Origin of the sequence: Clostridium sp. BJN0001, from assembly GCF_022869825.1 — a bacterium.
Classification (GTDB): domain Bacteria; phylum Bacillota; class Clostridia; order Clostridiales; family Clostridiaceae; genus Clostridium.
Window position 1 is genome coordinate 1,829,244 of record NZ_CP094971.1, and the last position, 25,148, is coordinate 1,854,391.

At 27.1% G+C, this 25,148-nt stretch carries 29 protein-coding genes; 6 read left to right on the forward strand and 23 right to left on the reverse strand.

Features of this window, described 5'->3' with window-relative positions; genetic code table 11:
* Nucleotides 1-2 precede the first annotated feature (2 nt).
* From MTX53_RS08930 to MTX53_RS08945, 4 genes are read right to left on the reverse strand one after another with little or no spacing between them, the layout of a single operon-like run.
* Nucleotides 3-185, reverse strand: a complete 183-nt coding sequence (locus tag MTX53_RS08930) for a hypothetical protein (RefSeq protein ID WP_244833397.1) — start codon at nucleotides 183-185, stop codon at nucleotides 3-5.
* Entirely contained in the window at nucleotides 173-424 is a 252-nt protein-coding gene (locus tag MTX53_RS08935; protein WP_244833398.1) for a helix-turn-helix domain-containing protein, read from the reverse strand. Before MTX53_RS08935 ends, MTX53_RS08930 begins: the two co-directional genes overlap by 13 nt.
* Nucleotides 425-430: 6 nt before the next feature.
* The gene (locus MTX53_RS08940) at nucleotides 431-865 is read right to left on the reverse strand and encodes a helix-turn-helix transcriptional regulator (RefSeq protein WP_244833399.1); all 435 of its coding nucleotides are present in this window, start codon (nucleotides 863-865) and stop codon (nucleotides 431-433) included.
* Between the two features lie 27 nt (nucleotides 866-892).
* Nucleotides 893-1,111: a helix-turn-helix transcriptional regulator gene (locus tag MTX53_RS08945; RefSeq protein ID WP_244833400.1), complete on the reverse strand. Its 219-nt coding sequence runs from the start codon at nucleotides 1,109-1,111 to the stop codon at nucleotides 893-895.
* Between the two features lie 153 nt (nucleotides 1,112-1,264).
* On the opposite strand from MTX53_RS08945, the gene MTX53_RS08950 reads away from it, so the two are divergent.
* The 3 genes from MTX53_RS08950 (at nucleotide 1,265) to MTX53_RS08960 (ending at nucleotide 2,911) form a co-directional block, all read left to right on the forward strand.
* Nucleotides 1,265-1,606, forward strand: a complete 342-nt coding sequence (locus MTX53_RS08950; protein WP_244833401.1) for a helix-turn-helix transcriptional regulator — start codon at nucleotides 1,265-1,267, stop codon at nucleotides 1,604-1,606.
* 29 nt (nucleotides 1,607-1,635) lie between these two features.
* Nucleotides 1,636-1,935: a hypothetical protein gene (locus tag MTX53_RS08955; RefSeq protein ID WP_244833402.1), complete on the forward strand. Its 300-nt coding sequence runs from the start codon at nucleotides 1,636-1,638 to the stop codon at nucleotides 1,933-1,935.
* Nucleotides 1,936-2,053: 118 nt separating this feature from the next.
* Nucleotides 2,054-2,911 carry a hypothetical protein gene (locus MTX53_RS08960; protein ID WP_244833403.1) on the forward strand — a complete coding sequence of 286 codons (858 nt, stop codon included), beginning with the start codon at nucleotides 2,054-2,056 and terminating at the stop codon, nucleotides 2,909-2,911.
* Here MTX53_RS08960 and MTX53_RS08965 read toward each other — a convergent pair.
* Nucleotides 2,879-3,319, reverse strand: coding sequence for a hypothetical protein (locus MTX53_RS08965; protein WP_244833404.1), 441 nt, complete (start codon nucleotides 3,317-3,319; stop codon nucleotides 2,879-2,881). The genes MTX53_RS08960 and MTX53_RS08965 overlap by 33 nt on opposite strands.
* A gap of 373 nt (nucleotides 3,320-3,692) precedes the next feature.
* Here MTX53_RS08965 and MTX53_RS08970 point away from each other — a divergent pair, with 373 nt between their 5' ends.
* Nucleotides 3,693-4,193, forward strand: a complete 501-nt coding sequence (locus MTX53_RS08970; RefSeq protein WP_244833405.1) for an ImmA/IrrE family metallo-endopeptidase — start codon at nucleotides 3,693-3,695, stop codon at nucleotides 4,191-4,193.
* Between the two features lie 99 nt (nucleotides 4,194-4,292).
* The gene (locus MTX53_RS08975) at nucleotides 4,293-5,450 is read left to right on the forward strand and encodes a tyrosine-type recombinase/integrase (protein ID WP_244833406.1); all 1,158 of its coding nucleotides are present in this window, start codon (nucleotides 4,293-4,295) and stop codon (nucleotides 5,448-5,450) included.
* Between the two features lie 68 nt (nucleotides 5,451-5,518).
* Here MTX53_RS08975 and rlmD read toward each other — a convergent pair whose 3' ends face one another.
* The 4 genes from rlmD to MTX53_RS08995 form a co-directional block, all read right to left on the reverse strand.
* On the reverse strand, nucleotides 5,519-6,871 hold the full coding sequence (rlmD, locus tag MTX53_RS08980; RefSeq protein ID WP_244833408.1) for a 23S rRNA (uracil(1939)-C(5))-methyltransferase RlmD: 1,353 nt from the start codon (nucleotides 6,869-6,871) through the stop codon (nucleotides 5,519-5,521).
* Nucleotides 6,872-6,903: 32 nt separating this feature from the next.
* Nucleotides 6,904-7,293 carry a hypothetical protein gene (locus tag MTX53_RS08985; protein WP_244833410.1) on the reverse strand — a complete coding sequence of 130 codons (390 nt, stop codon included), beginning with the start codon at nucleotides 7,291-7,293 and terminating at the stop codon, nucleotides 6,904-6,906.
* 26 nt (nucleotides 7,294-7,319) lie between these two features.
* Entirely contained in the window at nucleotides 7,320-8,018 is a 699-nt protein-coding gene (locus MTX53_RS08990; protein WP_244833412.1) for a hypothetical protein, read from the reverse strand.
* Between the two features lie 127 nt (nucleotides 8,019-8,145).
* Complete coding sequence (locus MTX53_RS08995; RefSeq protein ID WP_348521777.1) at nucleotides 8,146-8,817, reverse strand: helix-hairpin-helix domain-containing protein; 672 nt, start codon at nucleotides 8,815-8,817, stop codon at nucleotides 8,146-8,148.
* Nucleotides 8,818-8,962: 145 nt separating this feature from the next.
* Between MTX53_RS08995 and MTX53_RS09000 the strand changes: the two genes are divergently transcribed.
* Nucleotides 8,963-10,300 carry a serine hydrolase gene (locus MTX53_RS09000; RefSeq protein ID WP_244833416.1) on the forward strand — a complete coding sequence of 446 codons (1,338 nt, stop codon included), beginning with the start codon at nucleotides 8,963-8,965 and terminating at the stop codon, nucleotides 10,298-10,300.
* A gap of 62 nt (nucleotides 10,301-10,362) precedes the next feature.
* On the opposite strand, the gene MTX53_RS09005 is transcribed toward MTX53_RS09000, so the two are convergent.
* From MTX53_RS09005 to MTX53_RS09070, 14 genes are all read right to left on the reverse strand, one after another.
* On the reverse strand, nucleotides 10,363-11,262 hold the full coding sequence (locus MTX53_RS09005; protein ID WP_244833418.1) for an RluA family pseudouridine synthase: 900 nt from the start codon (nucleotides 11,260-11,262) through the stop codon (nucleotides 10,363-10,365).
* A gap of 13 nt (nucleotides 11,263-11,275) precedes the next feature.
* On the reverse strand, nucleotides 11,276-12,568 hold the full coding sequence (locus MTX53_RS09010) for an LCP family protein (protein ID WP_244833420.1): 1,293 nt from the start codon (nucleotides 12,566-12,568) through the stop codon (nucleotides 11,276-11,278).
* 12 nt (nucleotides 12,569-12,580) lie between these two features.
* Nucleotides 12,581-12,991 carry a bis(5'-nucleosyl)-tetraphosphatase (symmetrical) YqeK gene (gene yqeK, locus MTX53_RS09015; protein WP_244833421.1) on the reverse strand — a complete coding sequence of 137 codons (411 nt, stop codon included), beginning with the start codon at nucleotides 12,989-12,991 and terminating at the stop codon, nucleotides 12,581-12,583.
* 143 nt (nucleotides 12,992-13,134) lie between these two features.
* Nucleotides 13,135-13,767, reverse strand: a complete 633-nt coding sequence (nadD, locus tag MTX53_RS09020; protein ID WP_244833423.1) for a nicotinate-nucleotide adenylyltransferase — start codon at nucleotides 13,765-13,767, stop codon at nucleotides 13,135-13,137.
* A 102-nt stretch (nucleotides 13,768-13,869) separates the two neighbouring features.
* Nucleotides 13,870-14,160 carry a ribosome assembly RNA-binding protein YhbY gene (gene yhbY / locus MTX53_RS09025; RefSeq protein ID WP_244833425.1) on the reverse strand — a complete coding sequence of 97 codons (291 nt, stop codon included), beginning with the start codon at nucleotides 14,158-14,160 and terminating at the stop codon, nucleotides 13,870-13,872.
* Nucleotides 14,161-14,178: 18 nt separating this feature from the next.
* Entirely contained in the window at nucleotides 14,179-15,468 is a 1,290-nt protein-coding gene (gene obgE / locus MTX53_RS09030) for a GTPase ObgE (protein ID WP_244833426.1), read from the reverse strand.
* A gap of 128 nt (nucleotides 15,469-15,596) precedes the next feature.
* A complete protein-coding gene (rpmA, locus tag MTX53_RS09035) occupies nucleotides 15,597-15,896 on the reverse strand; it encodes a 50S ribosomal protein L27 (RefSeq protein ID WP_244833428.1) in 300 nt (99 codons plus the stop codon).
* Nucleotides 15,897-15,900: 4 nt separating this feature from the next.
* Nucleotides 15,901-16,254: a ribosomal-processing cysteine protease Prp gene (locus MTX53_RS09040; protein ID WP_244833429.1), complete on the reverse strand. Its 354-nt coding sequence runs from the start codon at nucleotides 16,252-16,254 to the stop codon at nucleotides 15,901-15,903.
* Between the two features lie 5 nt (nucleotides 16,255-16,259).
* On the reverse strand, nucleotides 16,260-16,571 hold the full coding sequence (gene rplU, locus MTX53_RS09045; protein WP_244833431.1) for a 50S ribosomal protein L21: 312 nt from the start codon (nucleotides 16,569-16,571) through the stop codon (nucleotides 16,260-16,262).
* Between the two features lie 130 nt (nucleotides 16,572-16,701).
* Nucleotides 16,702-17,115 (reverse strand): EamA family transporter, encoded by a 414-nt coding sequence (locus MTX53_RS09050; RefSeq protein ID WP_244835482.1) that lies wholly within the window; start codon nucleotides 17,113-17,115, stop codon nucleotides 16,702-16,704.
* Nucleotides 17,116-17,169: 54 nt separating this feature from the next.
* Entirely contained in the window at nucleotides 17,170-18,606 is a 1,437-nt protein-coding gene (locus tag MTX53_RS09055) for a ribonuclease E/G (RefSeq protein ID WP_244833433.1), read from the reverse strand.
* Nucleotides 18,607-18,623: 17 nt separating this feature from the next.
* Nucleotides 18,624-19,331, reverse strand: a complete 708-nt coding sequence (locus MTX53_RS09060; RefSeq protein ID WP_244835483.1) for a TIGR03936 family radical SAM-associated protein — start codon at nucleotides 19,329-19,331, stop codon at nucleotides 18,624-18,626.
* Nucleotides 19,315-21,177: a TIGR03960 family B12-binding radical SAM protein gene (locus tag MTX53_RS09065; protein WP_244833434.1), complete on the reverse strand. Its 1,863-nt coding sequence runs from the start codon at nucleotides 21,175-21,177 to the stop codon at nucleotides 19,315-19,317. Before MTX53_RS09065 ends, MTX53_RS09060 begins: the two co-directional genes overlap by 17 nt.
* Nucleotides 21,167-25,147, reverse strand: a complete 3,981-nt coding sequence (locus tag MTX53_RS09070) for a DUF445 family protein (RefSeq protein ID WP_244833436.1) — start codon at nucleotides 25,145-25,147, stop codon at nucleotides 21,167-21,169. Before MTX53_RS09070 ends, MTX53_RS09065 begins: the two co-directional genes overlap by 11 nt.
* Nucleotide 25,148 lies beyond the last annotated feature (1 nt).

Sequence of the window (25,148 nt, forward strand, 5' to 3'; positions counted from 1 at the left end):
TTTTAATACCAAGAAATACATCCTCCCCTTTCAACAACATGAAGCCAGAACATGTATCTGTTGTCCTTATAAACCTTAACTGTAAGAACTCCTTTTATAATTCTGCTTTTCTTAACTGTCATTCCATTTGCTTTTTCATAGATATCTTTGAATCTTAAAAATAGGTTATCCATTATCTCACACATCTTAATCCTTTTCCTCCTTCTTCAGGCATTACATACTCTAAATTCTTAATATTATTTAAATCAGTCAAATCTTTTCCTTCTGCCCATGTTAGAAATCTTTCAATTTCAATTTTTCTTATTTTTAATCTTCCAAGTTTAAGAGCTTTGAGAAATCCTTTGCTTATTAATCTTCTTACTGTTGGATCATCTGTTTTTAATAATTTTGCAGTTTCCTTTGTTGTATATAAAATATCTTCCATTTGTAATCATCTCCTTGAAAATTTTAATTCCATAACTGCTTTCACAATATCATCAAGCTCTTTAACAGCTTTACTAAAAGTATCTATTTCTGTTTTATCAACTTTATCATCTGCACCTATTTTCATAAGAGAATCTTCACACTTTAAAAAATCTTTGATTTCTGTATGTACACTTAAAATACATGCAGATAAATTTTTTATATCTACGTCTGGAAGTATACATTTGCCTATAATATCCCCTTTTATATGCTGATATGCAAGATACTGTGTATCATAAATTTCAACCATTTTAGCAACGATATGATTTGGAGGTGTTCTCCTACCACTTTCATATACTCTTAAACTATCAACGCTTATATCCATTAGTTCTGATGCTTTTTCTTGTGTAATTCCTTTAGATTCTCTCGCTATTTGGTAAATATTTCTGTATTTATTGTCCATTCTTTTTTGCCTCCTTTTACAATATAATTATTTAGTAGACATTTTGTTTACTAAATTATCAAAAAAAATATCTTCAATAGTTAAATTAAAGAAATCAGAAATAGTTTTAGCTTGTTCCAATGATATTTTTCTTTCACCATTTTCCAATTTATTGTATCCACTTTTATGGTTATATCCTAGTAATTCAGCCATGTCAGCTTGAGTTATTCCTCTTTTTTCTCTGATATCTTTTAATTTAGAATACATTTTATCACCTCGTTTTTAAGTAGTCATTTTGTTTCCTTAAATATAATATAGTATACATTTTGACTACTGTCAATACTTTTTGTAATCTTTTTGTTTATTTTCTTCCTAAGTATACATTTTGTATACTATAATAAAGTTAAAGGAGTTGATTTTATGGCATCGTTTGGTGAAAGATTACGAGAACTTAGATTAGAAAAAAATCTTACACAACAAGAACTTGCTAATCATTTTAGTTTACACAAAACTCGAATTTCACAATATGAATTAAATAAAAGGCAAGCTGACGATGAAATGAAAAAGAAATTTGCTCTATTCTTTAATGTATCTTTAGACTGGCTAATGGGATTAAGTAATTATAGGAACTATACAGATGATCCTAAGAATACTATTGCACTTCATTCAGATGAAGACTATGAAAATCTTCCAGATGAAGCAAGAGATGAAATTAATAATTTTATAGAATATGTTAAGCAAAAGTATAAAGATAAAAAATAAATAATAAATTTAAATAAGGGGGTTATTCTATGGAAAAAAGCAATAATGATTTATTTGAACTTATTACCAAAATGTACTCTGATTTGAAATCTGAAATATCTGATGTAAAAAAAGATATATCTGGTATAAAAGCAGAACAGATTAAAACTAATGAAAGACTTGATTCACTATCAGAAGGCGTTGGCAAAATGGTTGCTCATGAAGTAGCTGATGAATTATCAACTCAATTAAAAGAAATCAAAACTGATGTGAGATTTGTAAAAAGAAAAGTTCAAGATACAGAAGAAGATGTATTTGTAATTCAAGATCATTTAAAAATTATTAAATAAGGTGTTCTTTAAGAACACCTATATTTTTAATTCTTAATATAATAAAGGATTGGTATTACAAGATAATAAAAAACAAATAAAATATGAAATATATAAATGAATTATAAGGGAGGATTTTATGGCTGATACTACTAAGACAATAAACAGGACATTATATTTTTACAGACTAAAAACTACTGCATTTGATTTATTTAAATGGAATAATACTAACTTAAACAACAAGTACTTTTTAAAAAAGACATTCACTCAACTTGGTTCTTATAAAACTAATGATAATAAAATAATTGAAATTATCGAATTTAATGACAATTATCTTTTTGGAAGTGTTGGAAAATTAGAAGATTTAAATAACAACATATTAGAGCGTGCAAGGAAATCACCCGATTTAAACACACTCAAAATTAATCCAAATATATTAATTGAACATTTTACATATTTTTTAATTTCTAATAACTTCAAAGATATAGTTATATTAAGAAACACAGAAGCACCAAAATTAGATTCTCCATTAGGTGAAATCATGAAAAAAGAATGTCCTCAAGAGCTTGAAAAAGTATCTATATTCCCAAAATTAGTTAAAAACATAGATGACGAATTAAGTAAATATATAGAAATATTAAATGTAGATATTGGATTTGAACATGGTGAATCAAATAACATTATCCCTAGTGTAAAAGAACTAAAATTTTTATCAGATAACTCTATTGACAAGACAAATATTTCATTAACAATAAAAAAAGAAATAGCTAATGAAAAATTTTTAAATAGCTTAAAAGGAAAGGATTTTAAAAACTACTCTGCTTTTAAAATTCACGGGATAAATTCCCAAACTGATATTACAGAAACTATTGATTTAGTATCAAGAATATTAACAAAAAAAGTAACTATTGAACTTGCTGATACAGATTTAAATAATAAAATAAAAGATACTCTATATAATGAATTACTTGCTAATATAGAACGATATTGTGATTAATAATTCTGCCATTAATATTAGATATGTTGTACCTATTACAAATAAAATTGATGCCAAATTATTATTAATAGAAAAAAGACTTATAATTAAACAAGCTGTAAATGATATTTCTGAAATAATAATCTCTATAAATAATTTTTTATAATATTTATATTTTTTTAAATACTTTACAAATGTCTTATCCTCTGGGAAACTAATAATAATAGTATTAGAAGTAACTAAAAATCCAATGAATACTGAACATACACTTATTAGTTTTCCAGCAAAATCATTATCTATATTTACCCATTTTTTAAAATATAAAGTATACAAATATATCCCAAGAATAAGTATAGGCAATAAAATATAATTATATATTCTTAAATAATACTTTATTTTGCAATAGAAATTTAAAATTATACGTTTCATTCGCATTTCTTTTCACTCCTTTTCTAAAATATATTCTACGTGTTCTTTTAAGAACATCTTTTTATTTTCGTATTTATTTATATTATCTTAAAAATTTCTTTTGGAACGTACGTTCGATTTATATTGTAATTATATCATACATTTTATAAATTTGAAACTATGAAAAATAGTGTTATTTGATAGACTAAAAGATTTAACAGATTTAAAAAATCAATACTATGGTATTAATCAATCTATTTCATTGTAAAAGGTGTTCGTCAAGAACACCTTTTTTATTATATGAATTTCTTTACAAATATAATTACAATATTTTCGAACACTTGTTCGTATTTTGTGATATAATTATCTCATAAAATCCTATGGGGTGATAATAATGAAAACTATTTATAATTTATTTAACTTAATAAATGCTGAAAAAATAATGCTATATGATTCTGAATCTCTAAATAATATACATTCACTTGGTATATACTTCTACATACCTCCAAATCTCTCTGTAATTGCATTAGATAAATCACTATTATCTAATACTCCACTATATTTATCTGTTTTATCAGAAGAAGCAGGGCATCATTTTACTACATTTTCTAATCTTATAAGATCTTCTGAAAATTACCTGGATAAAATTTATAAAACTAAAGATGAACATAAAGCTAAAAAATGGGCAGCAGATTATTTAATCTCAGATGATGATTTTGTACAAGCTCTAAATGACAGTATTTCTACAGTAAATGAAATGGCTGAATATTTTAATGTAACTGAAGAAATAATAAAATATAAAATTTCCTCTATCGTTACAAATGAAATACTTTATTCAAAAATAAGAAAAAACTTTATAAAAAGAGAGATACCCTATCTTTCATGTGCAATTTAGTAGATTTTATAAATATTATTTCAAATAATATTTATCCACCATCAATTTATATTAAAAGTATTTTTTGATAAAATATTTAGTTACAAAGGAGGTCTTCATATGGAAGGCGGAGTAAGAAAAAAAGGAAATAGATGGTATTATTACTTTGAAGCAGCAAAAATTAATGGTAAACGGAAAAAAATAGAACGTGCTGGAGGGAAAACTCAAAAAGAAGCACTTAAAAAATTGAGAGAAGCTTTAAATGAGTATTCTGATACTGGTAGTTTAAAAAAAGATTCTAATTTGTCAGTACAAGATTATTATGAATATTGGTTTAAAGAATATGTAGTTGTAAATTGTAAAATGAATACACAAAGAAATTACAAAATGTTAATAAATACTCATATACTGCCTAATATAGGCATATATAAACTAAAAGATATTACATCCACAGTATTGCAAGAATTAATAAATAAAAAATACTTAGATGGATATAGCAAAAATTATTTATCTAATCTATATGGAGTATTGAGTGGATCTTTTAAAGCAGCTGTGCAACCATATAAATTAATAAAAGAAAATCCAATGCTTTATGTATCTTTACCTAAATACAATAAAAAATTAATAAATAGTAAAGATGATTTAAAAATAATTACAATAGAAGAATATAATACAATACTGAAAAGATTTCCTTATGGAAGCAATATGCATATTCCTTTACAAATTGCATTTTATACAGGAATGAGAGCTGCAGAAGTAATGTCGTTAACTTGGGATTGCATTGATTTTAAAAATAAATCAATAAAAGTTGAGAAAATTTTATTTAGAAACAATTTTAATGCGTGGGAATTTGGTCCACCAAAAACTAAGAGTAGTATAAGAACTATACTCATAGGAGATACTCTTATAGAATTGCTAAAGAAATTTAAACATGATCAAGAAAATAATAAGGAACGATATAAGCAATATTATGTATCTCACAAATATGATTTTGTATGTTTAAAAGAGGATGGTGAATTACTAACAACAGATAGTTTAAAATATCTAAGTAGAGTTGTAAATTATGAATTAGGTATAAAATTTAAATTTCATTCTTTAAGACATACACATGCTACTTTACTTCTTGAATCAGGAGCAAACATTAAAGATATTCAAGTTCGTTTAGGACATTCTAAACTTGCAACTACTATGGACACTTATTCACATGTAACTAAAAAAATGAAGAATGATACGGTTAATATTTTTGAAAATATAATAAAGAAAACTTCCACCGTATAAAAGTTTGGGTGGAAGTTTGGTGGAAAAATATAAATATATTTTCCTTTGATTGTTGCAAAATAGGCATATTACTTGATTAGCTTAACCACAGTTTCCACATGAGGTGTATTCGGAAACATATCCTTTATCTTACTTTTCTCTATCTTATATCCATTTTCACATAAAACCTTAAGATCATTTACAAGTGTCTTAGGATTGCATGAAACGTAGATAATTTCATCTGCATTAAACTTTATAACGTAGTCAAGAGCTTTTGGATGTACTCCACTTCTTGGAGGATCAAGGATAATTATGTCTGGCTTATCCTCTACCTTTTTTATTATTTCTGCGACGTCTCCTGCTAAGAATGTGCAATTGTTTATATTATTTAATTTAGCATTTTCTTTTGCAGCTTCAACAGCCTCTTCTATAAGTTCTATTCCTACTACCTTTTTTGCATCTGATGCAACTATCTGACCTATTGTTCCTGTTCCGCAGTAAAGATCAAATACAACTTTATCTTCGCTGTCACCTAAAAATTCTTTTACGATAGAATAAAGTCTTTCTGCACCTTTTGTATTTGTTTGAAAAAATGAGAAAGGAGAAATATTAAATTGAAGGCCTAATAATAATTCGGTAAAATATTCTTTCCCATATAATATATTTACCTTTTCCGGAATTACTGCATCCTGAAGAGAATCATTTTCTGTATGGATTATTGAAACAATATTTCCATCATATATTTCTTCACGAAGAAGTTTTACATACTCTGAGAAGTCGAAATCTATCTGAGTTGTTGTAACTATATTTACTAGTATTTCTCCGGTATTTTTGGCTTTTCTTATAACAAGATTTCTTAAAAATCCTTCAGCCTTCATTATTCTGTAAAATGGAAGATCCTGTTTTCTAAAGTAATCTTCTGTTATTATTATTACTTTTCTAAAATCTTCATCAATAAGTCTGCATTTATCTACAGTCATTATTCCAAAAGACTGATTTCTCATATGAAGTCCTATTGAAAGTGGTGAATCTTTTTTCTCGTTTCCAAAAGTAAATTCCATTTTATTTCTATATTCAAACTGATCTTTACTTCCTTCTATTCCTAAGTATTCACCCATAGATAAGTCTTGAGCTTTAAAAAGATCTTTTACTTCTGTCTCTAAAAATTCAAGCTGTTTTTCATATGGAATTGTTATAGATGAACAGCCTCCACATGAATCAGAATGAGGACATACAGAGTCCTTTTCATAATCTGCTCTCTCAAGAATTGTCTCAAACTTTGCCTGAGCATATCCGTCTCTCTTCTTTTTTATCTTAGCTTCTACTACCTGGCCTTTAAAAGTATTCTTTACATAGATAAGTCTATCTTCTGCTGTTCCTACTCCTAAAGAAGGAAATTCTGTTCTTTCAATTTTTACAGTTACTTTGCTTCCTCTTTTCACTTAATTTTCTCCATTCTGATTTTATTTTTTTACTATTTAGTGTCTGAGCTTGATTTTAATATTAATTCTCCTATTGTTCTTTTTAATTTTGTACTATGCATGATTGGCATATAAAGTGCGTTTACTATAAAATAAAATACTATAAGCATTACAGCAGGCATTGTAAACATATATCCAAGTTTTCTCATTATCAAATCTACTAAAACAAGTAAAAGACTTGATACTCCTAAAGTGCAAAATTCATCTATAATCCTAATACCTAATTTATTAAAGAAAGAACATTTCTTCTTTTTTACATTTTTAGAAGCTGATTCATCTTTTATAACTTCAGATTTTAGAACTTCCTTTGATTCTACATTCTCATTCTTTTTTTCAATTTCTTCTGTCTTTACATTTTCATTTTTTTCTTTATTACTTTCCATTAAAATACCTCTATTCATTTATATAATTATTCCATGCTCATTTCAGCATCTGCAAACTTATATTTTTTAGTTGATAATGTATAAATAATATAATCATCATCTATTAAGAATTCTTCTTTTAGTCCATTTACTGTATCTGTAATCTGAGAAGGAAGTTCTCCATCTTTTATTTTTTGAACTATTTCTTTATCTATATCAGAAAAATCAATATCCTTCTGTTTTGAAAATGACTCTATATAAGATTTACATGATGTATCTTCAAATTTAAAATTAGAATCTTTCTTTATCTGATCTACATTAATTTTAAGACTTATCTTTAGGCTTATATCTCCTTCTGATAAATCATCTCCATAAGTTTTCATTCCAAAATACATGCTCTCTATCCTATTATCTTCAGGATCTTTATTATCAAAATATATATATTTATCATTTATCTGAATATCATTATCTGTCTTCGATTTTTCATCTTTTTTATATTCTATTCCAAATATATCTGTTACTTTTTCAATTTCTTTAAGATTTTCTTCAAATTTTGATTTAGTATCTTCTAAATTAAGAGTTTTGGCCCATTCTCCTTCAAGATCATCATCCTCTGCTTTTTCTTCAATATCAGAAGTTTCTGAGTTTGTTTCTTTAGATGAACTATCACCTAAAGCTTTATTACATCCCATAACAGAAACTGCTAAAAATGCTGTAAGGATGAGACTTATAACTTTTCTCGCCATTAGTAATCCCCCTATATTTTCATCTGTAACTTTATCTTAAGCAACCATTATGTTATTTTACTATTCCTATGTTACAGTTTAATGTCAGATTCTATTATATAATTTTTTTGATTTTGTTGCAATTATATCAAGTTTCAAGCTGAGACTTCATCTTTTCAAATGTTTTTTCTCCAATCCCACCTATATTCTTAATTTCATCGATAGATTTAAATTTTCCATTTTTCTCCCTATATTCAATTATCTTCTTTGCTTTAGCATCTCCTACACCATTTATCTTTTTAAGTCCTTCAGCATCCGCTGTATTTATATTTATCTTTGAGCTTTCAGATGAAGAATCTGTACTTGTTGAAGATTCTGAATTAAATACAGGCTTTCCTTTTTCTGCTTCTTCATTATTTTGTATATAGATTACTTCATGGTCATTTAACTTTTTTGCTCTATTTATATTTTTAATATTTGCATTATCTGTAGTTCCTCCAGCTTTTTCGATTAAATCTCTTACTATTGAATCATCACCCATTTTATAGACATCAGGTTTTTTAACCTCACCTTTTATTTCAACTGTTATCGTATTTTTATCGTTATTGTCAAAATCATTTTCTAAAGCAGTGTCTTTCTTACTTTCATTTTTTGCATTCATTTCACTCTCTTCTTCAAAAATACTCTCTGTATTATTTTTAGAAAGTTCCTTATACCCACTTTTATGATATATAAAAAATGTAACTATAATTAATATGGTTACTAACGTAATTATTCCTATTTTATTTTTCTCTTTTATTATTTTATCTAACAAATTCACCACTTCCTTACTTTTGTATTATTACCAATTTTTTATAAAATTATTAAATTCAGTAGTATATTTTATAATTTTTATGGAATAATATCTATTTTTTTGTTACAATAAAGTATGGATATGTATAAAAAAATTATTTTTGGAGATAAATATGAAAAAGATTTTTAAAAGCGTAAGCCTTATAACGACTATTATATTAACATTATTTTTTTACTGTGTACCTGCAAAAGCAGCACTTGATGAACCTGATGTAAATGCAGAAGGTTGTGTTCTTCTTGATGCTTCAACAGGTAAAATACTATTTGGTAAAAATGAAGAAAAGCAGTTTGAACCAGCTTCAACAACAAAAGTAATGACTGCACTTGTCGTTCTTGAAAAATGTAATCTTGATGAAATAGTAACCGTACAGAAAGACTTCACAGATATAGATGGTACTGCTGTAGGGCTTCTAAACGGCGACAAATTAACAGTAAACGATTTGCTTCATGGAATGCTTTTAGAGTCAGGAAATGATTGTGCTGAAGCTTTAGCTGAACATGTGTCTGGATCTATTTTAAACTTTTCAAAACTTATGAATGCTAAAGCAAAAGAGCTCGGTGCATTAAATACTAATTTTCAAAATCCAAGCGGACTTCCTGAGCCACAAAACATTACAACAGCTCATGATTTAGCTTTGTTTATGAGAGAAGCTATAAAAAATCCAAATTTTATAAGAATCACAAATGAGCTTACATACACAATTAATTTAATAAATGATACTTCAAGACCTATTTTAGTTAACAATAAAGACTATTTAATAAATAAAGCTTCTAGATATTATTATCCTTATGCAACATCAGGAAAAAATGGATATACAACAGTTGCAAACCACACATATGTTGCTTCAGCTCAAAATGGTGATCAAAAGCTTGTTGCTGCATATTTAAATGCAACAGATAAAGCCCAAAACTTTTCAGATATGAAGACTGTATTTGATTATGGTTTTAATAATTTTAAATCTGTTACTCTTTATAAAAAAGGAGACAAAGTTGCAGATTATAAGGTTACATCATCACTTTCAATTCCTATTATAGCTGCTGATGATATAGTATATGTAGTGCCGAAAGATGAAGAAAACAAAGAAACTTCTACCGATATAAAGATTGATCAAAAAGATCTTTCAAAAGAGTCTTTTAAAAATGGAGACAAGATTCTTAAAGGAATGCTTTATGTAAATAACGAAGAATATCTTCCAATAGATTTATGTAGTGGAGAAGGCAGAGAGTATACTCCTCTTTTGAATATTCCAAAAAATGCAGTTAATTTAAAAATTCCAATTATATGCAGTGTAACAGCTACATTAATTGTACTAGCCGGGGGATTATTTATACACTTTAGAAAAGTCAAAAAAAGATCTAAGAAAAGAAAAAAGAGACGTTTTTCAAACAAAGATATAAAAAACTTTTCAATTGTTAATGATTCTATTAACGAAAACAATGATGATAAATAAATAAAAAAAGATTTGTTTTAGGATTTATTGAAATCATAAAACAAATCTTTTTTATTTAATCTTTATCTAAGCTTTTCTATAAGAAGTTTCATATCAGAAGGTAGATCTGCTTTTACTTCCAAAAGTTTCTGAGTTCTTGGTGATTTAAACTCTAAAAAATATGCATGAAGTGCCTGTCTTTTTATCAGATCCATTTCGTCTCCACCATATCCATAAAGAGTATCTCCATAAATAGGATGTCCAAGATGGCTTAAATGAACTCTTATTTGATGTGTACGTCCAGTTTCAAGTCTACATTCAACTACATCAGCATCATTAAGTCTTTCTAATACTTTATAATGTGTTATGCTTCTCTTTCCTCTTTCATCAACAATTCTTCTTAGTCCTAAATCATCTTTAGGATTATATATAGGAAGATCAATAACTCCGCTTTCATTTTCCATATGTCCATGAACAATAGCTATATATTTTTTTACTATTTCATTTTTTTCCATTGTTTTTGAAAGCATTCCATGTGCATACTGGTTCTTCGCTATTATTATAAGTCCTGATGTATTCATATCAAGCCTTGATACTAATCTTACTATACAGTTTTGATTGCTATCTATAAAATAATTTAGGACACCATTTGCAAGTGTACCACTCTGATAACTCTTTGTAGGATGAACCACCATAAACGGCTCTTTGTTAACAATAAGAATATCTTCATCTTCATATACTATATCTATATCCATCTTTTCAGGTACAATATTCTGCGTTTCCTTTGTTGCAAGATCTATATTTACAATATCTCCTGTATTTACAATTATGTTCATCTTCACTGGTGCTCCATTTAGGAATATACGTTTGTCTAAAGATGCACGCCTTATAAGTCTTGTTGAAAGCCCCATTTCTTTTTTTAAATATTCTCTAAGTTTACATTTATTATAAGTTTCGTTTATTGTGCTTTTAAGAGAACTCATTTACTTAACTCCTTTACCTGCTGTTTGTGTCTTCAAGTTTTTTATAATTTTTCCCAAGAATTATAATAACATCATAATCGTCATATTCTGAATTTTTATTTTTGCTGTCACTATCTACTATATAAATATCATTTTTTACAGTTTCCAAAATATTTTTATTATTAGACATTATGACACTTTTATTCGTACTTTCAGTATTCCCTACATCTATATTTTTATATCCTTTTGATTTCAATTCTTCTTTTGCAGAAGATGCCAAATTATCTATTTTGGTACCATTTAATATCTTTATTCTGATATCTTTTTTAGATGTATTTACGCTGCTTTCTGTTTTAGATGAACTTAACATTGATAAAACATCTTTATTCTGATTTTTATCATAAATTAAGTAGGACTGTCCTCTTATCATTTTAGGAGTTCCACTTAATGTATACATGTTAAGTTTATTTTTATATGCGCTTCTAAACTTCAATCCATAATTTAAAATATCAAATGATGTCATATTCGTTTCTACACTATCTGATACTGTCTTTATTACAGATGGAAGCCTTGGTATTATAAGAGGACTCGTGCATTTTTTCATAACTTTACTTATAAAATCATGCTGACTTTGAATTCTATCAATATCCCCATTTGCAAAGCCTGTACCATCATTATTCTTCCTCCATCTAAAATACTCTTCTGCTTTCTTTCCATCAAGCTTTACAGTCTCTCCTTTTTTAAAATCAATATGAAGGCTCTGACCTTCATCATCGTATTTCATGTCTCTCTCAATAGTTACTGTAACTCCTCCTATGGAATCTATTATGTCTCTGAAGCCATTATAATCTATTTTTACTATATAATTTATATTTACATCTGTCATATTCTCAATAGTAGTTTTAAACTCTTTATAGCCATCTTCTAAAATAAGTGCATTAAGTTTTATATTATATCCTTTTTGGGATTTTACAAGAATATCTCTTGGAATTGATACTATATTTAAAGCGCCAGAACTTTTATTATAATTCATAAGCATCATCGTATCTGTTCTTTTTAGTGAAGAATTTGATGTGTCATAAATATCACCTATGTCAACACCAAGAACAATAATGTTTACATTTGAATTTAATCCTTCAGAATCTTTTGCTATCATATTTTTCCCATGAATTGCAAAAGATGCATATATAAAAGAGATAAAAAGAACTATAAAATATGTTATCAAAAGAGCAACTGATAAAAGCAGTATTCTCTCTCTCCATGATATACTCCTATCAATTTTGGATGTAGTCTCTTTATTTATTGATGATCTTATTTTAGGCAGCATAAGTATACCCCCTTATAAAAAATTTTCATCATATAAGAAATAGTTTCTAGCTTTTATAGTGTTTTCATCAATAAGCTGATTTTTATTTAAAATATATTCTATACTCCTTGAAAGTCCTAAAAATACACCTTTATCAAGGTTTTCAAAAGTTTTATCTCGTATCTCTGAAAGTCCTTCAAAACTTCTTGATGGTTCAATCATATCTGAAATATATATTATTTTTTCAAGCTTTGTCATATTTTCTTTTCCAGTTGTATGATATCTTAATGAACTTAAAATTTCTTCATCATCTATTTTAAATTTCTCTTTTGCAACAAATGGTGCAAGAAGGCTATGCCATAACTCAGAATTTCGCTTTTCAACTTCTGTAAGCTTGATATTATACTTTTTTATAAGTAAAAGCATTTCATCTTTTAAAATCATTTAATTATTCGCGTTACTGAAAACTTATAAAATTTTATAAAAAACTATATAATGCTACTTGTTTTAAAGTAACTATCTCCTTTCCCATTTATTATATATTCTTTTCTTAGCCGCTGTAACATGCGATTTTTAAGTATTATTTGCTATTTTATAAATTCTTCTTTATATAAAGATTTTGTATTTATATACTCAAGGACTTTATCTGGAAGGAAAAAATCCACTCTAATTCCTTCTCCTATTCTTTTTCGTATATCTGTTGAAGAAATTTCAAGATTTTTTATAGATATAAACTTTATATCTGCGCCATACTTATCTTTTAAATATTTACTCTTTAAAGAAACTTCTTCTTCTAAATATCCTTGTCTTGAAAATCCAATTATTTTAGCTGATTTAAAAATTTCCTTTATACAAGTCCATGTTTCAAGTTCCATTATACAATCAGCACCAATTATAAAATAAATCTCTATAGAATCTTCATTTTCATCTAAAAATTTCTTTTTAAAATGTTTAAGAGTTTTATACGTATAACTTACACCTTCATTTTTTATTTCATAATCTGACACTTCAAATTCTTTATAAGGAAAAACCGCAAGGGATACCATATTAAGTCTATCTACTGCATCTGCCACCTTTTTATCTGTTTTAAAAGGCTGAATACACGCAGGCATAAAAATAACTTTATCAAGTTTAAATTTTATTAATGCTTCATATGCTATATATAGATGACCGTTATGAATAGGATCGAATGTACCTCCTATTATACCATATCTTTTCATTATTATTCACCCTATCATTTCGTATTAATTATACAAGTTTATGAATTTAAAATAGAAAAAAATGGGGCATATAAATCCCCATTTCTTTCAGCACTCCTCTTTTTATGGGAGTTGTATTTTTGCTTTGTCTTCTGATTTTTTATATAAAACCATTTTGCTTCCGATTGCCTGAATTCCTTCGCAACCTGCTTTTTTGCAGATTTCATCTGAAGCTTCTCTTGTATCTAATCCGCTATTTTCAAGAACTTTTATCTTTATTAATTCTCTCTTTTCAAGTGCTTGGCATACCTGCTTTATAAAGTTTTCTTCTATTCCGCCTTTTCCAATCTGAAATATAGGCTGAATATCATTTGCAAGTCTTCTTAAATATGCTCTTTGTTTACCTGTTAACAATATTTTGTCCTCCAATTTCTATAATATATACTCAAATTCAAAATCATCAAGTCTTACCATATCTCCATCTTTTATTCCAAGTTCTCTTAATTCATCAAAGACTCCTTTGTTTTTAAGAACTTTATGGAAATATCTTAATGAGTCAGCATCATTTACATTAACTGCTGAAAGAAGTCTATCGACAAATGAGCCTGTAACTACATATGTCTTTACATTATCTTCATTTTCTTCAGTTTCAATTTCATATGTAAATTTCTTCTCTTCTGGTACATACATATCTTCTTCTGGTATTTCAAGTTCCTTTACAGGAATATTCTTAAGCATTGATGCTGCTTCTTTCATAACTTCATCAACACCTTTATGTGTAGCTGCTGACATTTCAAATACTTTATCGTATCCTAATGCATTTACCTTCTTTTTAAATTCTTCAAATACACCATCTTCATAAACAAGATCCATCTTATTTGCAACAACTATCTGAGGTCTATCCCATAATTTTACTGAGTATTTCTTTAACTCATCATTTATCTTTAAAAAGTCCTCATATGGATCTCTTCCTTCAACTCCTGAAATATCAACAATGTGAATAAGAAGTCTTGTTCTTTCAAGATGTTTTAAGAATTGTATTCCAAGACCTACTCCCTCTGCTGCTCCTTCAATTATTCCAGGGACATCTGCCATTACAAACGGATCAATTCCTGATACCTGAACAACCCCAAGGTTTGGCTTTAAAGTTGTAAAATGATAATTTGCAATCTTTGGTTTTGCTTTTGTTGTCATTGAAAGAAAAGTTGACTTTCCAACATTAGGAAATCCTAAAAGTCCTACATCTGCAAGAAGTTTAAGTTCAAGTGTAAGTTCCATCTCTTCACTTGGCATTCCTGGTTCTGCATAATGAGGTGCCTGCTTTATTGCAGTAGCAAATCTTACGTTTCCCTTACCGCCTTTTCCTCCTTTTAAAAGAACAATTTTCTGTCCCTTATGTGACATATCTACAATAACTTTATTAGTTGAAGCTTCTCTTATAATTGTTCCCATTGGGACTTTAATTAATCTATCTTCTCCAGCTTTTCCAAAGCATTTCTGCCCGCCTCCGTCTTGACCATTTTCAGCAACAAATTTTCTCTTATATTTAAAATCCATAAGAGTTGTCATATTATTATCTACTTCGAAGATGATACTTCCACCATCTCCACCATCTCCACCATCAGGTCCTCCAAGCGGTATGTACTTTTCTCTTCTAAACGAAATTGAACCGTCTCCGCCTTTTCCCGATTTAATAAATATTTTAGTCTTATCTATAAACATTAAATCACTCTCCATTTTTTTAATGCACAATATACAAATTACAATAATTTATAAACTCTATATTGTGCATTTAATATTAGAATTAACAAAAGCACTCTTAATACTAAGAGTGCTCATTTTCAGAATAATTATTCAGCTACTGCTTCAACGTCTACAGGGTAAACACTTGCTCTTTTCTTATCTTTACCAACTCTTTCGAATTTTACAACTCCATCGACTTTGGCAAATAAAGTATCGTCTCCACCTTTTCCAACGTTCTGTCCAGGATGGATCTTAGTTCCTCTTTGTCTAACAAGAATGTTTCCTGCAAGAACAAATTCTCCGTCAGCTGATTTAACTCCTAATCTCTTTGATTCTGAGTCTCTTCCGTTCTTAGTACTACCCATTCCTTTTTTATGAGCGAATAATTGAAGGTTCATCTTTAACATATAACTACACCTCCTCATCAATTAAAGTTATATATCTGCTACTTTTTTTGTAGCCTAATTCCTGATCTAAACCTAAAATCGTACTTTCAATACTCTTCTCAAATGTTTCAAGCAGAACTTCTGCTTTTTCACTTTTAAGATTTTCCATATCTAATTTTAAGTATCCATCTTTCATTTCATATGAAGGTTTCAATTTTAATACATCAATGCACCCTATTAGAACACTCTGCGACAGTACTGAAACTGAATTGCAGACAAGATCATATAGATCTCCTTTAGTATGCTCATCAAGTGCATGACCTTTTATTTCAAAACCTTTAATGAGATGATTATGTTTTTTAATTACTACTGTTACCATAATAATTAAGCTTCAATCTTTTCTACTACTAATTTAGTATAAGGTTGTCTGTGACCATTCTTTCTTCTGTAGTCTTTTTTAGACTTATACTTGAAGACGATAACTTTTTTCTGTTTTCCCTGAGCTGCAACTTTAGCTACTACTTTAGCTCCTTCTACAACTGGAGTTCCAACTTTAATTCCATCTTCTTTTTCTACAGCTAAAACTTCATTAAGTTCAACTGTTGAATCAACTTCAGCGTCAAGCTTTTCAACGTATAAAACGTCTCCTTCAGTGACTCTGTATTGTTTTCCACCTGTTTTTACTACTGCGTACATTAAACACACCTCCTCAATAACGGACTCGCCACTTTTGGTACAAAGATTTAACTTTGTTTTATAAAAAACCTTACGTGTGCGGTTTACAAATTTTAGTCTAACATATTTATATAAATAAGTAAAGCATTTTTTAAAGAATCATAACGAATGTTCCAATAGTAATAAAAATCCCGCCGATAATCGCTTTAATAGTTACTGTTTCCTTAAGAATTACAAAAGCAAAAACCATTGATATTACTACACTGAATTTATCTATTGGTACAACAAGTGAGGCTTTTCCAATCTGAAGCGCTCTATAATAAAATAACCATGAAAACCCTGTGGCTATACCTGAAAGTATTAAAAAGAGCCAGCTTTTTGAATTTATATCACGTATACCGCTTTGTGTTCCAGAAACAAAAACAATTCCCCACGCAAGAATAAGAACTACTCCTGTACGTATAGCTGTCGCTAGATTTGAATTAACTCCTTCAATTCCTATTTTGGCAAGAATTGATGTAAGTGCCGCAAAAACTGCAGATAAAATAGCAAACAAAACCCACATACTACATTTTCCTCCTATATTTTTCATTATGAAATTCCCCCATAATTGATATTATTAGTATTCTATTTTATATTTTTTTAATTTTTCTTTTTGTCCATTAAATAAAAGAGGCTCTACTTTATATCCTTCTAGCTTTTCTTCAAATGTTAGATATATTTCCATATCTAAAGAATCTATCCCCTTTAAAAATTCCAAAATATTTTCTCTTATTCTCTTTTCATATATCGTATCTATATCTATATGAAAACTTTTTACTAAATTTTCCTTAGCCATCTTTATTATATCATTTCGTATAAGTTCTTCAAGATATGATAATTTTAATATGAAGCCTTTTCCTTCACATCTTTCACACTTTTCTTCCATATACTCATAGATGCTTTTTCCTTTTCTCTTTCTTGCTATCTGAACAAGATCAAGTTCTGTAAAAGGAAATATCTTTACATTTCCTTTATCAGCTTTAAGGCTTTCTTTAAGCTTTTGCATAACTTTATTTCTTCCATCTCTATCTCTAAAATCTATAAAGTCTATAAGTATTATTCCACTTAAATTTCTAAGTCTTATCTGTCTTCCTATCTCTTTTGCAGCTTCAAGATTTGTTTCAAGTATAGTTTTGTTAAAGTTTCTCTCTTTAACATTTTTTCCGCTATTTACATCTATTACAAACATCGCTTCAGTTTTATCTATTACTATAGAACCTCCGCATGGAAGTATAACTTTATTATGTCTTAATTTTAAAAGTTCTCTTTCAATTCCAAAACTGTCAAACAGCGATATATCATCTTTATAAAAATTTGTTTCAAAATTATCATTTTCTTTTACAAAATCATATATAAAATCATAGTCATCACTATTATCTGTATATATCTTTACTTTATTTTCTCCTACTAAATCTGTAAGAAGCTTCATAAGAGTTATATTATCTCCATAAAGTTTTTTATTTCCTGCGCTATATGTAAGCTTTCTATCAAGGTTAAGAAAAACATCATAAAGATTATCTATTTCTTTTTGAATATCAAATATATCCTCATTTTCACTTTCTGTCCTTATTATTACTTTTACATTTTTTGGACAGTTTATATTCTTTTTTATATAATCTATTTTTTCTTTATCTTTAATTCTTTTTGAAAACTCTATTCCCTCATCATAAAATTCAAGTACAGAATATTTTCCTGAAATAGATGGCTTAATAGACAGTTTTGCACCTTTATTTTCTATCTGCTCTTTTATTACTTGAGCTAATACTTCATCACCTTTTTTTAGTCCTTTTTTTATAACATAATCGCCATAATAAAGATATCCTTCTTTAGGAAGCCCTATATCTATAAATACCGCTCTTGCCTGAGGTATTATATTTTTTACTTTTCCTTTATAAATCTCACCTATTATAGGTTCATCTTTCTTTTCTTCAACTAAACACTCTTCTAAAATATTATTTTCTTTTACAGCAATTCTTAATATTTTTTCTCTTCTTTCAATAAAAACTTCTTTCACTTTAATTTCCACCACTCTTAATTTTGCATTATATCTGATAAAGGTAGAAGTTTATCTCCTTTATAAAAATACATTTCTTCTCTTCTTATTTCTGTAAATACATCTACAACTGCATCCGATGTATTTTCCTTTATAAAATCAGATAAAAGTGCAGCATTCAAATGCTGTCTACTCCCTGTATTTAAAACTGTGTTTATTATAAGGCTATTATCTTTTATCCAGAACTTAAATTCTATTACAAGCTGTTTTATATCTGCTTCTTTTTCACCTTTTTTAGTTTTCTTTAAAGCCATCCACTCTTTTAAATCAATAATATCTTTCATTTCATTTTCAAGATTTTCTGTGTTTTCATATCTTATCTTTATTGTATATCTTGCAGCATCAATAAGTGCCATAGCCTGTGGGACTTTCTTTTCTCCCTCTTTATTTACTATTTCAGTTGCACTTATATATTTTATTCCATCTGGTGCAGTTTCATTTAATCTTTTTATTATCTCTTTTTCATCCATTTTCTCAGTTAAAACCATATCCATATATTCACCAAGAGAATATACTCCAACAGAAAGAGGCTGTGCCATTGATGTATTCATATGAGGATTAAATCCCTGTGAATATTCAATTGGAAGATGTGCTCTTCTTATATTCTTCTGAATTGTCTTTAGCATATCAAGATGAGCTATAAATTTTATATCCGCTTCTTTAGTATATTTAATTAAGTATCGCACCTTCAAAACACTCTCCTTCTTTAAAGTTTACATTTACTCCGCATCCTGTGCAGCCTTTTCTACAGTTTTTAGTAAGTTCTGCTTTTTCTGCCTTTTCATTTTCTCTTTGAAGATAACTTCTATTTACACCAATATCGATAAAATCCCATGGAAGAATTTCATCATATTTTCTCTCTCTATAAACATAAAAGTCACTATCTAAATCGCACTCTTTTATAGCTTCCATCCAACTTTCATAACTGAAATACTGGTTCCAGCCATCAAATTTTGCACCTTTTTCAAATGCTTTTATAAGTACATCACATAACTTCCTGTCACCTCTTGCAAATAAAGCTTCCATATAAGATGTCTTTTGTTCATGATAATTATAAACTATACATTTTGATTTTATGGATTCCTTAACAGCTTTTATCTTATCTGTTACAACATCCATTTTAGCCATTGGTGCCCACTGGAAAGGAGTAAATGGTTTTGGAATTAGAATTGATGTACTTACTGTTATTCTAAGTCCTTTATTTGATCCTTTCTTTTTAGGAACACTCTTATATCTAAATACCATTTTTTCGGCAAGTTTTCCAATTTCTGAGCAGTCATCTAAAGTTTCATAAGGAACACCAATTATAAAGTAAAGTTTAAGTGTCTTCCATCCTGCTTCAAATGCACTTGTTGCAGCATCTAAAATTTTCTCTTCAGTAAGACCTTTATTTATTATATCTCTCATTCTCTGAGAACCTGCCTCTGGTGCAAATGTAAGTCCACTCTTTCTAACTTTTTGAATTTCTTTTATAAGATCAACAGAAAATGCATCGACTCTTATTGAAGGAAGTGCAACTCCTACTTTATCTTTTGCATGTTCTAAAGTTAAATCATGTATAAGATTTTTAATATTAGAATAATCACATGTACTTAATGATGAAAGTGAAATTTCTTCATATCCAGTACTATCGACAAGCTTTCTTGCCTCTTCTAAAAGATCTTCAATCTTCTTTTCTCTTACTGGTCTATATATCATCCCTGCCTGACAGAACCTGCATCCATTTGTACATCCTCTGAAAACTTCAAGAACTATTCTATCATGTACAATTTCAACATAAGGAACTATTATTTTGTCAGGAAAATCAACCTTTGTAAAATTATTTATTATTCTTTTTGTAACTTTTTCTGGTACATCTTCATATTTAGGTTTAAATTCTTTTATAGTTTTATCTTCATTATAAGATACCTCATAAAGAGAAGGTACATATATACCCTTTATCTTAGAAGCCTCTCTTAAAAATTCCTTTTTTGTTTTATTCTTCTTTTTAAAATCTTTATAAAGATCTAAAACATCATTCATTATCTCTTCACCTTCACCGATTTCAAAAAGATCAATTATATCGTATAAAGGTTCAGGATTATATGCACATGGTCCTCCTGCTATTACTAAAGGCTCATCTTCTCTTCTTTCAGAAGCCCTTATTGTAATTCCTGCCATATCAAGCATATTTAATATATTTGTATAGCTCATCTCATACTGTAGAGTAAAACCTAACACATCAAATTCACTTAAAGAATCTTTTGTTTCAAGAGCGTATAATGGAATGTTATTTTTTCTAAGCTGCTCTTCCATATCAGGCCATGGTGCAAACGCTCTTTCACAATATGTATCTTCTCTCATATTTATTGTATGATAAAGTATTCTACTTCCAAGATGTGACATTCCTACTTCATATACATCTGGGAAACAGAATGCAAAACGTATATCTACCTTAGATGGATCTTTTATTACCTCATTTAATTCTTTTCCTATATACCTTCCAGGCTTCTCTACTTTATATAAAATATCGTCTGAAATTCTATTTTTCAAAAACTTCTCCTCCTTTTTCTTCAAAAAATGTATTTAAGCTTTCTGCCAAAAATACTATTACTGAACTATATATATTAAGTCCAAAAATTCCTCCAAATGCTCCATATATATATAATCTTTTATAATAAGCACCAGCAAATGATTTAAATAAATCATCTATTGTCTTTGACTGCATAAGCATTATTTCTTTAACTGATATATCTTTTAATCTGGCATTTATTATAATATTTTTTATGTGCATTTTAACTGCATCTGATGCAGAATAAAGAATTACTTTTGATAAACTTTCCTTTATATCATCTGAAATAAACGAAAGTTTTTCATCTATAATCATATCAAAAACTTTTTCATATAGAAATCTTTCTACTGATATATTTGATATAACTTTTTTTACTTTAAATACAAAATCTTTTTCATCTATTATATCTCCTATTTTTTTAGACTTTATATCTAAAACTATAGAAGAAAGATTCTTACATTCAGGTTTAATAATATCAGATAATTTGTCAGCTGTATATTCAAACTTATCTATATCTATATTATTAAACGCAGATGCAGATATAAATTTTATATTATCATTTACATCTTCAGTTAATTTTTTAATATTATTTTCTACATTTAATAATATACTTTTATCTAAAATATCACATTCATTATTAAATTTATCTATAAATAGCTTTGAATTATTTATATTTAATAAATCAGCATAAAAACCTAATTCTTTTGAAAATATTTTATCTAAAACATTCCCTATTTTTTTGTTTATATTGTTTCTAAAATCTTTATCGCTTTTAAATTCAACATCTATTTTTTCAAATATATTATTTAAATTAAACTCTTCAGATTTTACTTTAAGTTCTTTAACATTTATAGGATATACATTTTTATAAAGTATATTATTTACAACATCTTTTATTTCATTAAACTTAAGTCCTATAAAAGGAACAAGCTTTTTATCTATCATAATATCAACAGTTCTAGAGACTATTTTATCTCCACCGAATGTTGAATAAGCAATCCTCTCAAAAAATCCCAAATTTTCTGATACATTATTTATTACAGTATCTTTTATGCTATCTTTATTTGATGAAATATATAAATTAATCTTCTCTGCTAAAAACATTGTGATTGAATTAAGATTCTTATCTATTAAAGATTTAACATTTCCATTAAATATATCACCTATAGTTTTATCATTGCAAAACTCAGAGAATAAAAACTTTTCAAATTCTTTTTTCATAACTTCTGAAAAATTATCTAATAAAGAAGAATCAATCTTTTTAACTATACTTTTCTTTAGATCTATACACTTTTCATCATTTAAAATATCGTTTAAAGAGTTTTTTAAGAAATCAGAATAAGTATCATTATTATTTAAAACAATATTTTTAACATTAAGTTCTTTACTATATGATAATACTTTTTCTTCAGTTAAAATATCTTTAAAACCATCATTTAAATACTTTTTTACTCTAAGAATTAATATTTTCTTTATCTCATTTTCATCTATTTTTAAATTCTTAATAAAAAATTGAACATCTAAATCCTTTATACGTTCAGCATTTTTTTGAGCATTATTGATATTTAAGCTATTTGTTTTCTTAAAAGCAAATGATATTATACTGCTTTTTTTCTTTTTTATAAGACTTAATACTTTCTTATAATCATTTTTCTTTATATCATGTAAATAGTTTGAAATTATTGTTTCTTCATTCTTTTTTAATAATACTTTTATTTTATCAGAATTTAAAAGATCACTTTCTATAACACTTGCGACTCCTGATGCAAGTGCTTTTTTATGAGCTGGAATATATCCAAGCGAAAAATACTTAAGAAACGGAATCTTTTTTAAAAACTTATTTTGTTTATATGGATGAAATAGCATCCATAATGCAATTACATTTGTAAATATACCTACAAGAGACATTAAAATTACTGAAGAAATTATTGAAAAAGGACTCATATAAAAACCATATATTCCAATATTTGTACTAAATATCGCAAATATAAACCCTGCAAGTGAGCCTAAAAATGCACCAAATACTGAAATAGGTCTTAGCTCTTTTCCCATAAATCTATCAGCTAATTCTAATATTTTGTCATCATCATATGTAAGAAGATTATCTTTAACTATCTTTTTCACCTTATCTTTTAAAATAGAATCAATTTCACTATAAGCATAATTTAATACTTCGTTTCCTATATATTTAGAAATTTCTTTCTTATTTTTAATTTCTTTTGAAAGAACTAAAGATAAGTTTTTAGATGAATACTCCTCTATTTTCTTTTCCGAATAAGTTAATAAAGCTGTATTTAAAAACTTTTTTATATCTTCTTCATTATCAGCTAAATTAAAGTTTTTAACTTCATTTTTTATATAATCATAAATTTTTTCTTTGCTATTTTCTATATACGATTTAACTTTTAAAAAAATCTCACTTGAAGATATAAAATCAGAAGCGTTCTTATCAAATATAGTATCTAAAATATGTGATGAATTTTTTTCTATTTGATTTTTTATAAAATAAGATGCTTTACTTAAATACTTTTCTAAATTTTCCTCATTATTAGAAACATTTATTAAATTAGAGATTTTCTGAATTTTAATTCTTTCTATTAAAATTGAAACTATTTTATCAGAATTTTTATCAATTTTATCTATAATAAAACTTGACACTTTTTTAATATTATCATCGCTTATTATTTTATTTTCTTTAAGTTTTTTTACTATATCTTTTATTTTATTTTCTTTAATAAACTTAAATAAAGTCTCATATATCTTATAAGACGCCTCATCTGATGAACTTAAATCTTCTATATATTTTATTATTTTTTCAACAATTCCACTCTTTGATGAAATATCGCTTAAAAATGATTCCCTAACCTTTGTTATTATAATTTTCTTTATGGATTCATTCATTGTGCCAACTGATTCATCTACAGATTCCTCTATAAGATTCTCTATTTCAGCTTTATTTTTTCTTATCCACTCAGATATATATGGAATAGCTTTTTCTATATTATTTTTTAAAAATATATTTATCTTTGATGCAAAATCATCACCAACTACTTCATATATAGTACTGTCCGTATTTTCTAAAATAGAAATGATTTTATTTAAAGCTTTCTCTATTTCATATTTTGCATTATCAGAATGTATATATTCTTTTAAATGACTTGCTGCATATTTTGAAATTTTATAAGAAGAATCTTCATCTAAAATATCACCGATATTTCTTTCTCCTATACTTTTTAAAAAATCATTAAATACATTATAAAATCCTGCATCTTTTAAAATATAACTTATCTTTTTTTCATCATATTTTTCTATCTGCGTGCAGATATTTTTCTTTATTTTTTGTTTTAATTCTTGACCTGAAATTTCTGATAATTTATATGATGAAACATCACTATATGATTTGTCAAAACACTCTTTAATTATGCCATCATCACCCATTTTATTTAAAATAACATTATAAATAAAATCTGTTATTTTAGCACTTTGAGAATCAGTTATAATTTCATCTACTTTAAAAACGTCTATATTTTTATGTATAGTTTCGTCTAAAACTACATCTGATACATTAGATATAACTTTAAGAATATTCTCCTTTGTTTTTGAAAATCCATCAAAATTTTTCAAAGAGAAATTTTCTGAGTTTTTAATTAAAGATTCAGATATAAAAGTATCTGTAGTTTTTAATATTTCATCTTTAAACTGTGTGCTTTTTATTGAATCCTTTATTGTTGAAGCATTTATTATGTCTCTTTCAACAAGATTAGATATCTCTTCAATAAATTTTTCTTTATTTTTCTTTACTATTCCGCCAAATTTTATAGACTTAAATCCTAAAAAATTTAAAGGTTTATATTCTTTAAAGAGCATATTTACTGCATATTTATTTGTTATGTATCCAGCAGTTCCTCCTGATAAAACCTGCAAAATAAAAAGTAATATTTTAATATCCATT

What these genes read in the sequence shown, in the direction of transcription:
- MTX53_RS08960 (WP_244833403.1), top strand. Translation starts at nt 2,054, where the DNA reads ATGGCTGATACTACTAAGACAATAAACAGGACATTATATTTTTACAGA.
- MTX53_RS08985 (WP_244833410.1), bottom strand. Translation starts at nt 7,293, where the DNA reads ATGGAAAGTAATAAAGAAAAAAATGAAAATGTAAAGACAGAAGAAATT.
- MTX53_RS08940 (WP_244833399.1), bottom strand. Translation starts at nt 865, where the DNA reads ATGGACAATAAATACAGAAATATTTACCAAATAGCGAGAGAATCTAAA.
- MTX53_RS08975 (WP_244833406.1), top strand. Translation starts at nt 4,293, where the DNA reads ATGGAAGGCGGAGTAAGAAAAAAAGGAAATAGATGGTATTATTACTTT.
- rplU (WP_244833431.1), bottom strand. Translation starts at nt 16,571, where the DNA reads ATGTACGCAGTAGTAAAAACAGGTGGAAAACAATACAGAGTCACTGAA.
- MTX53_RS08945 (WP_244833400.1), bottom strand. Translation starts at nt 1,111, where the DNA reads ATGTATTCTAAATTAAAAGATATCAGAGAAAAAAGAGGAATAACTCAA.
- MTX53_RS08965 (WP_244833404.1), bottom strand. Translation starts at nt 3,319, where the DNA reads ATGAAACGTATAATTTTAAATTTCTATTGCAAAATAAAGTATTATTTA.
- MTX53_RS08935 (WP_244833398.1), bottom strand. Translation starts at nt 424, where the DNA reads ATGGAAGATATTTTATATACAACAAAGGAAACTGCAAAATTATTAAAA.
- MTX53_RS09010 (WP_244833420.1), bottom strand. Translation starts at nt 12,568, where the DNA reads ATGCTGCCTAAAATAAGATCATCAATAAATAAAGAGACTACATCCAAA.
- obgE (WP_244833426.1), bottom strand. Translation starts at nt 15,468, where the DNA reads ATGTTTATAGATAAGACTAAAATATTTATTAAATCGGGAAAAGGCGGA.
- MTX53_RS09050 (WP_244835482.1), bottom strand. Translation starts at nt 17,115, where the DNA reads ATGTGGGTTTTGTTTGCTATTTTATCTGCAGTTTTTGCGGCACTTACA.
- MTX53_RS09070 (WP_244833436.1), bottom strand. Translation starts at nt 25,147, where the DNA reads ATGGATATTAAAATATTACTTTTTATTTTGCAGGTTTTATCAGGAGGA.
- nadD (WP_244833423.1), bottom strand. Translation starts at nt 13,767, where the DNA reads ATGAAAAGATATGGTATAATAGGAGGTACATTCGATCCTATTCATAAC.
- MTX53_RS08955 (WP_244833402.1), top strand. Translation starts at nt 1,636, where the DNA reads ATGGAAAAAAGCAATAATGATTTATTTGAACTTATTACCAAAATGTAC.
- MTX53_RS08930 (WP_244833397.1), bottom strand. Translation starts at nt 185, where the DNA reads ATGTGTGAGATAATGGATAACCTATTTTTAAGATTCAAAGATATCTAT.
- MTX53_RS09040 (WP_244833429.1), bottom strand. Translation starts at nt 16,254, where the DNA reads ATGGTAACAGTAGTAATTAAAAAACATAATCATCTCATTAAAGGTTTT.
- MTX53_RS08990 (WP_244833412.1), bottom strand. Translation starts at nt 8,018, where the DNA reads ATGGCGAGAAAAGTTATAAGTCTCATCCTTACAGCATTTTTAGCAGTT.
- MTX53_RS08970 (WP_244833405.1), top strand. Translation starts at nt 3,693, where the DNA reads ATGAAAACTATTTATAATTTATTTAACTTAATAAATGCTGAAAAAATA.
- rpmA (WP_244833428.1), bottom strand. Translation starts at nt 15,896, where the DNA reads ATGTTAAAGATGAACCTTCAATTATTCGCTCATAAAAAAGGAATGGGT.
- MTX53_RS08950 (WP_244833401.1), top strand. Translation starts at nt 1,265, where the DNA reads ATGGCATCGTTTGGTGAAAGATTACGAGAACTTAGATTAGAAAAAAAT.
- yqeK (WP_244833421.1), bottom strand. Translation starts at nt 12,991, where the DNA reads ATGATTTTAAAAGATGAAATGCTTTTACTTATAAAAAAGTATAATATC.
- MTX53_RS09005 (WP_244833418.1), bottom strand. Translation starts at nt 11,262, where the DNA reads ATGAGTTCTCTTAAAAGCACAATAAACGAAACTTATAATAAATGTAAA.
- MTX53_RS09000 (WP_244833416.1), top strand. Translation starts at nt 8,963, where the DNA reads ATGAAAAAGATTTTTAAAAGCGTAAGCCTTATAACGACTATTATATTA.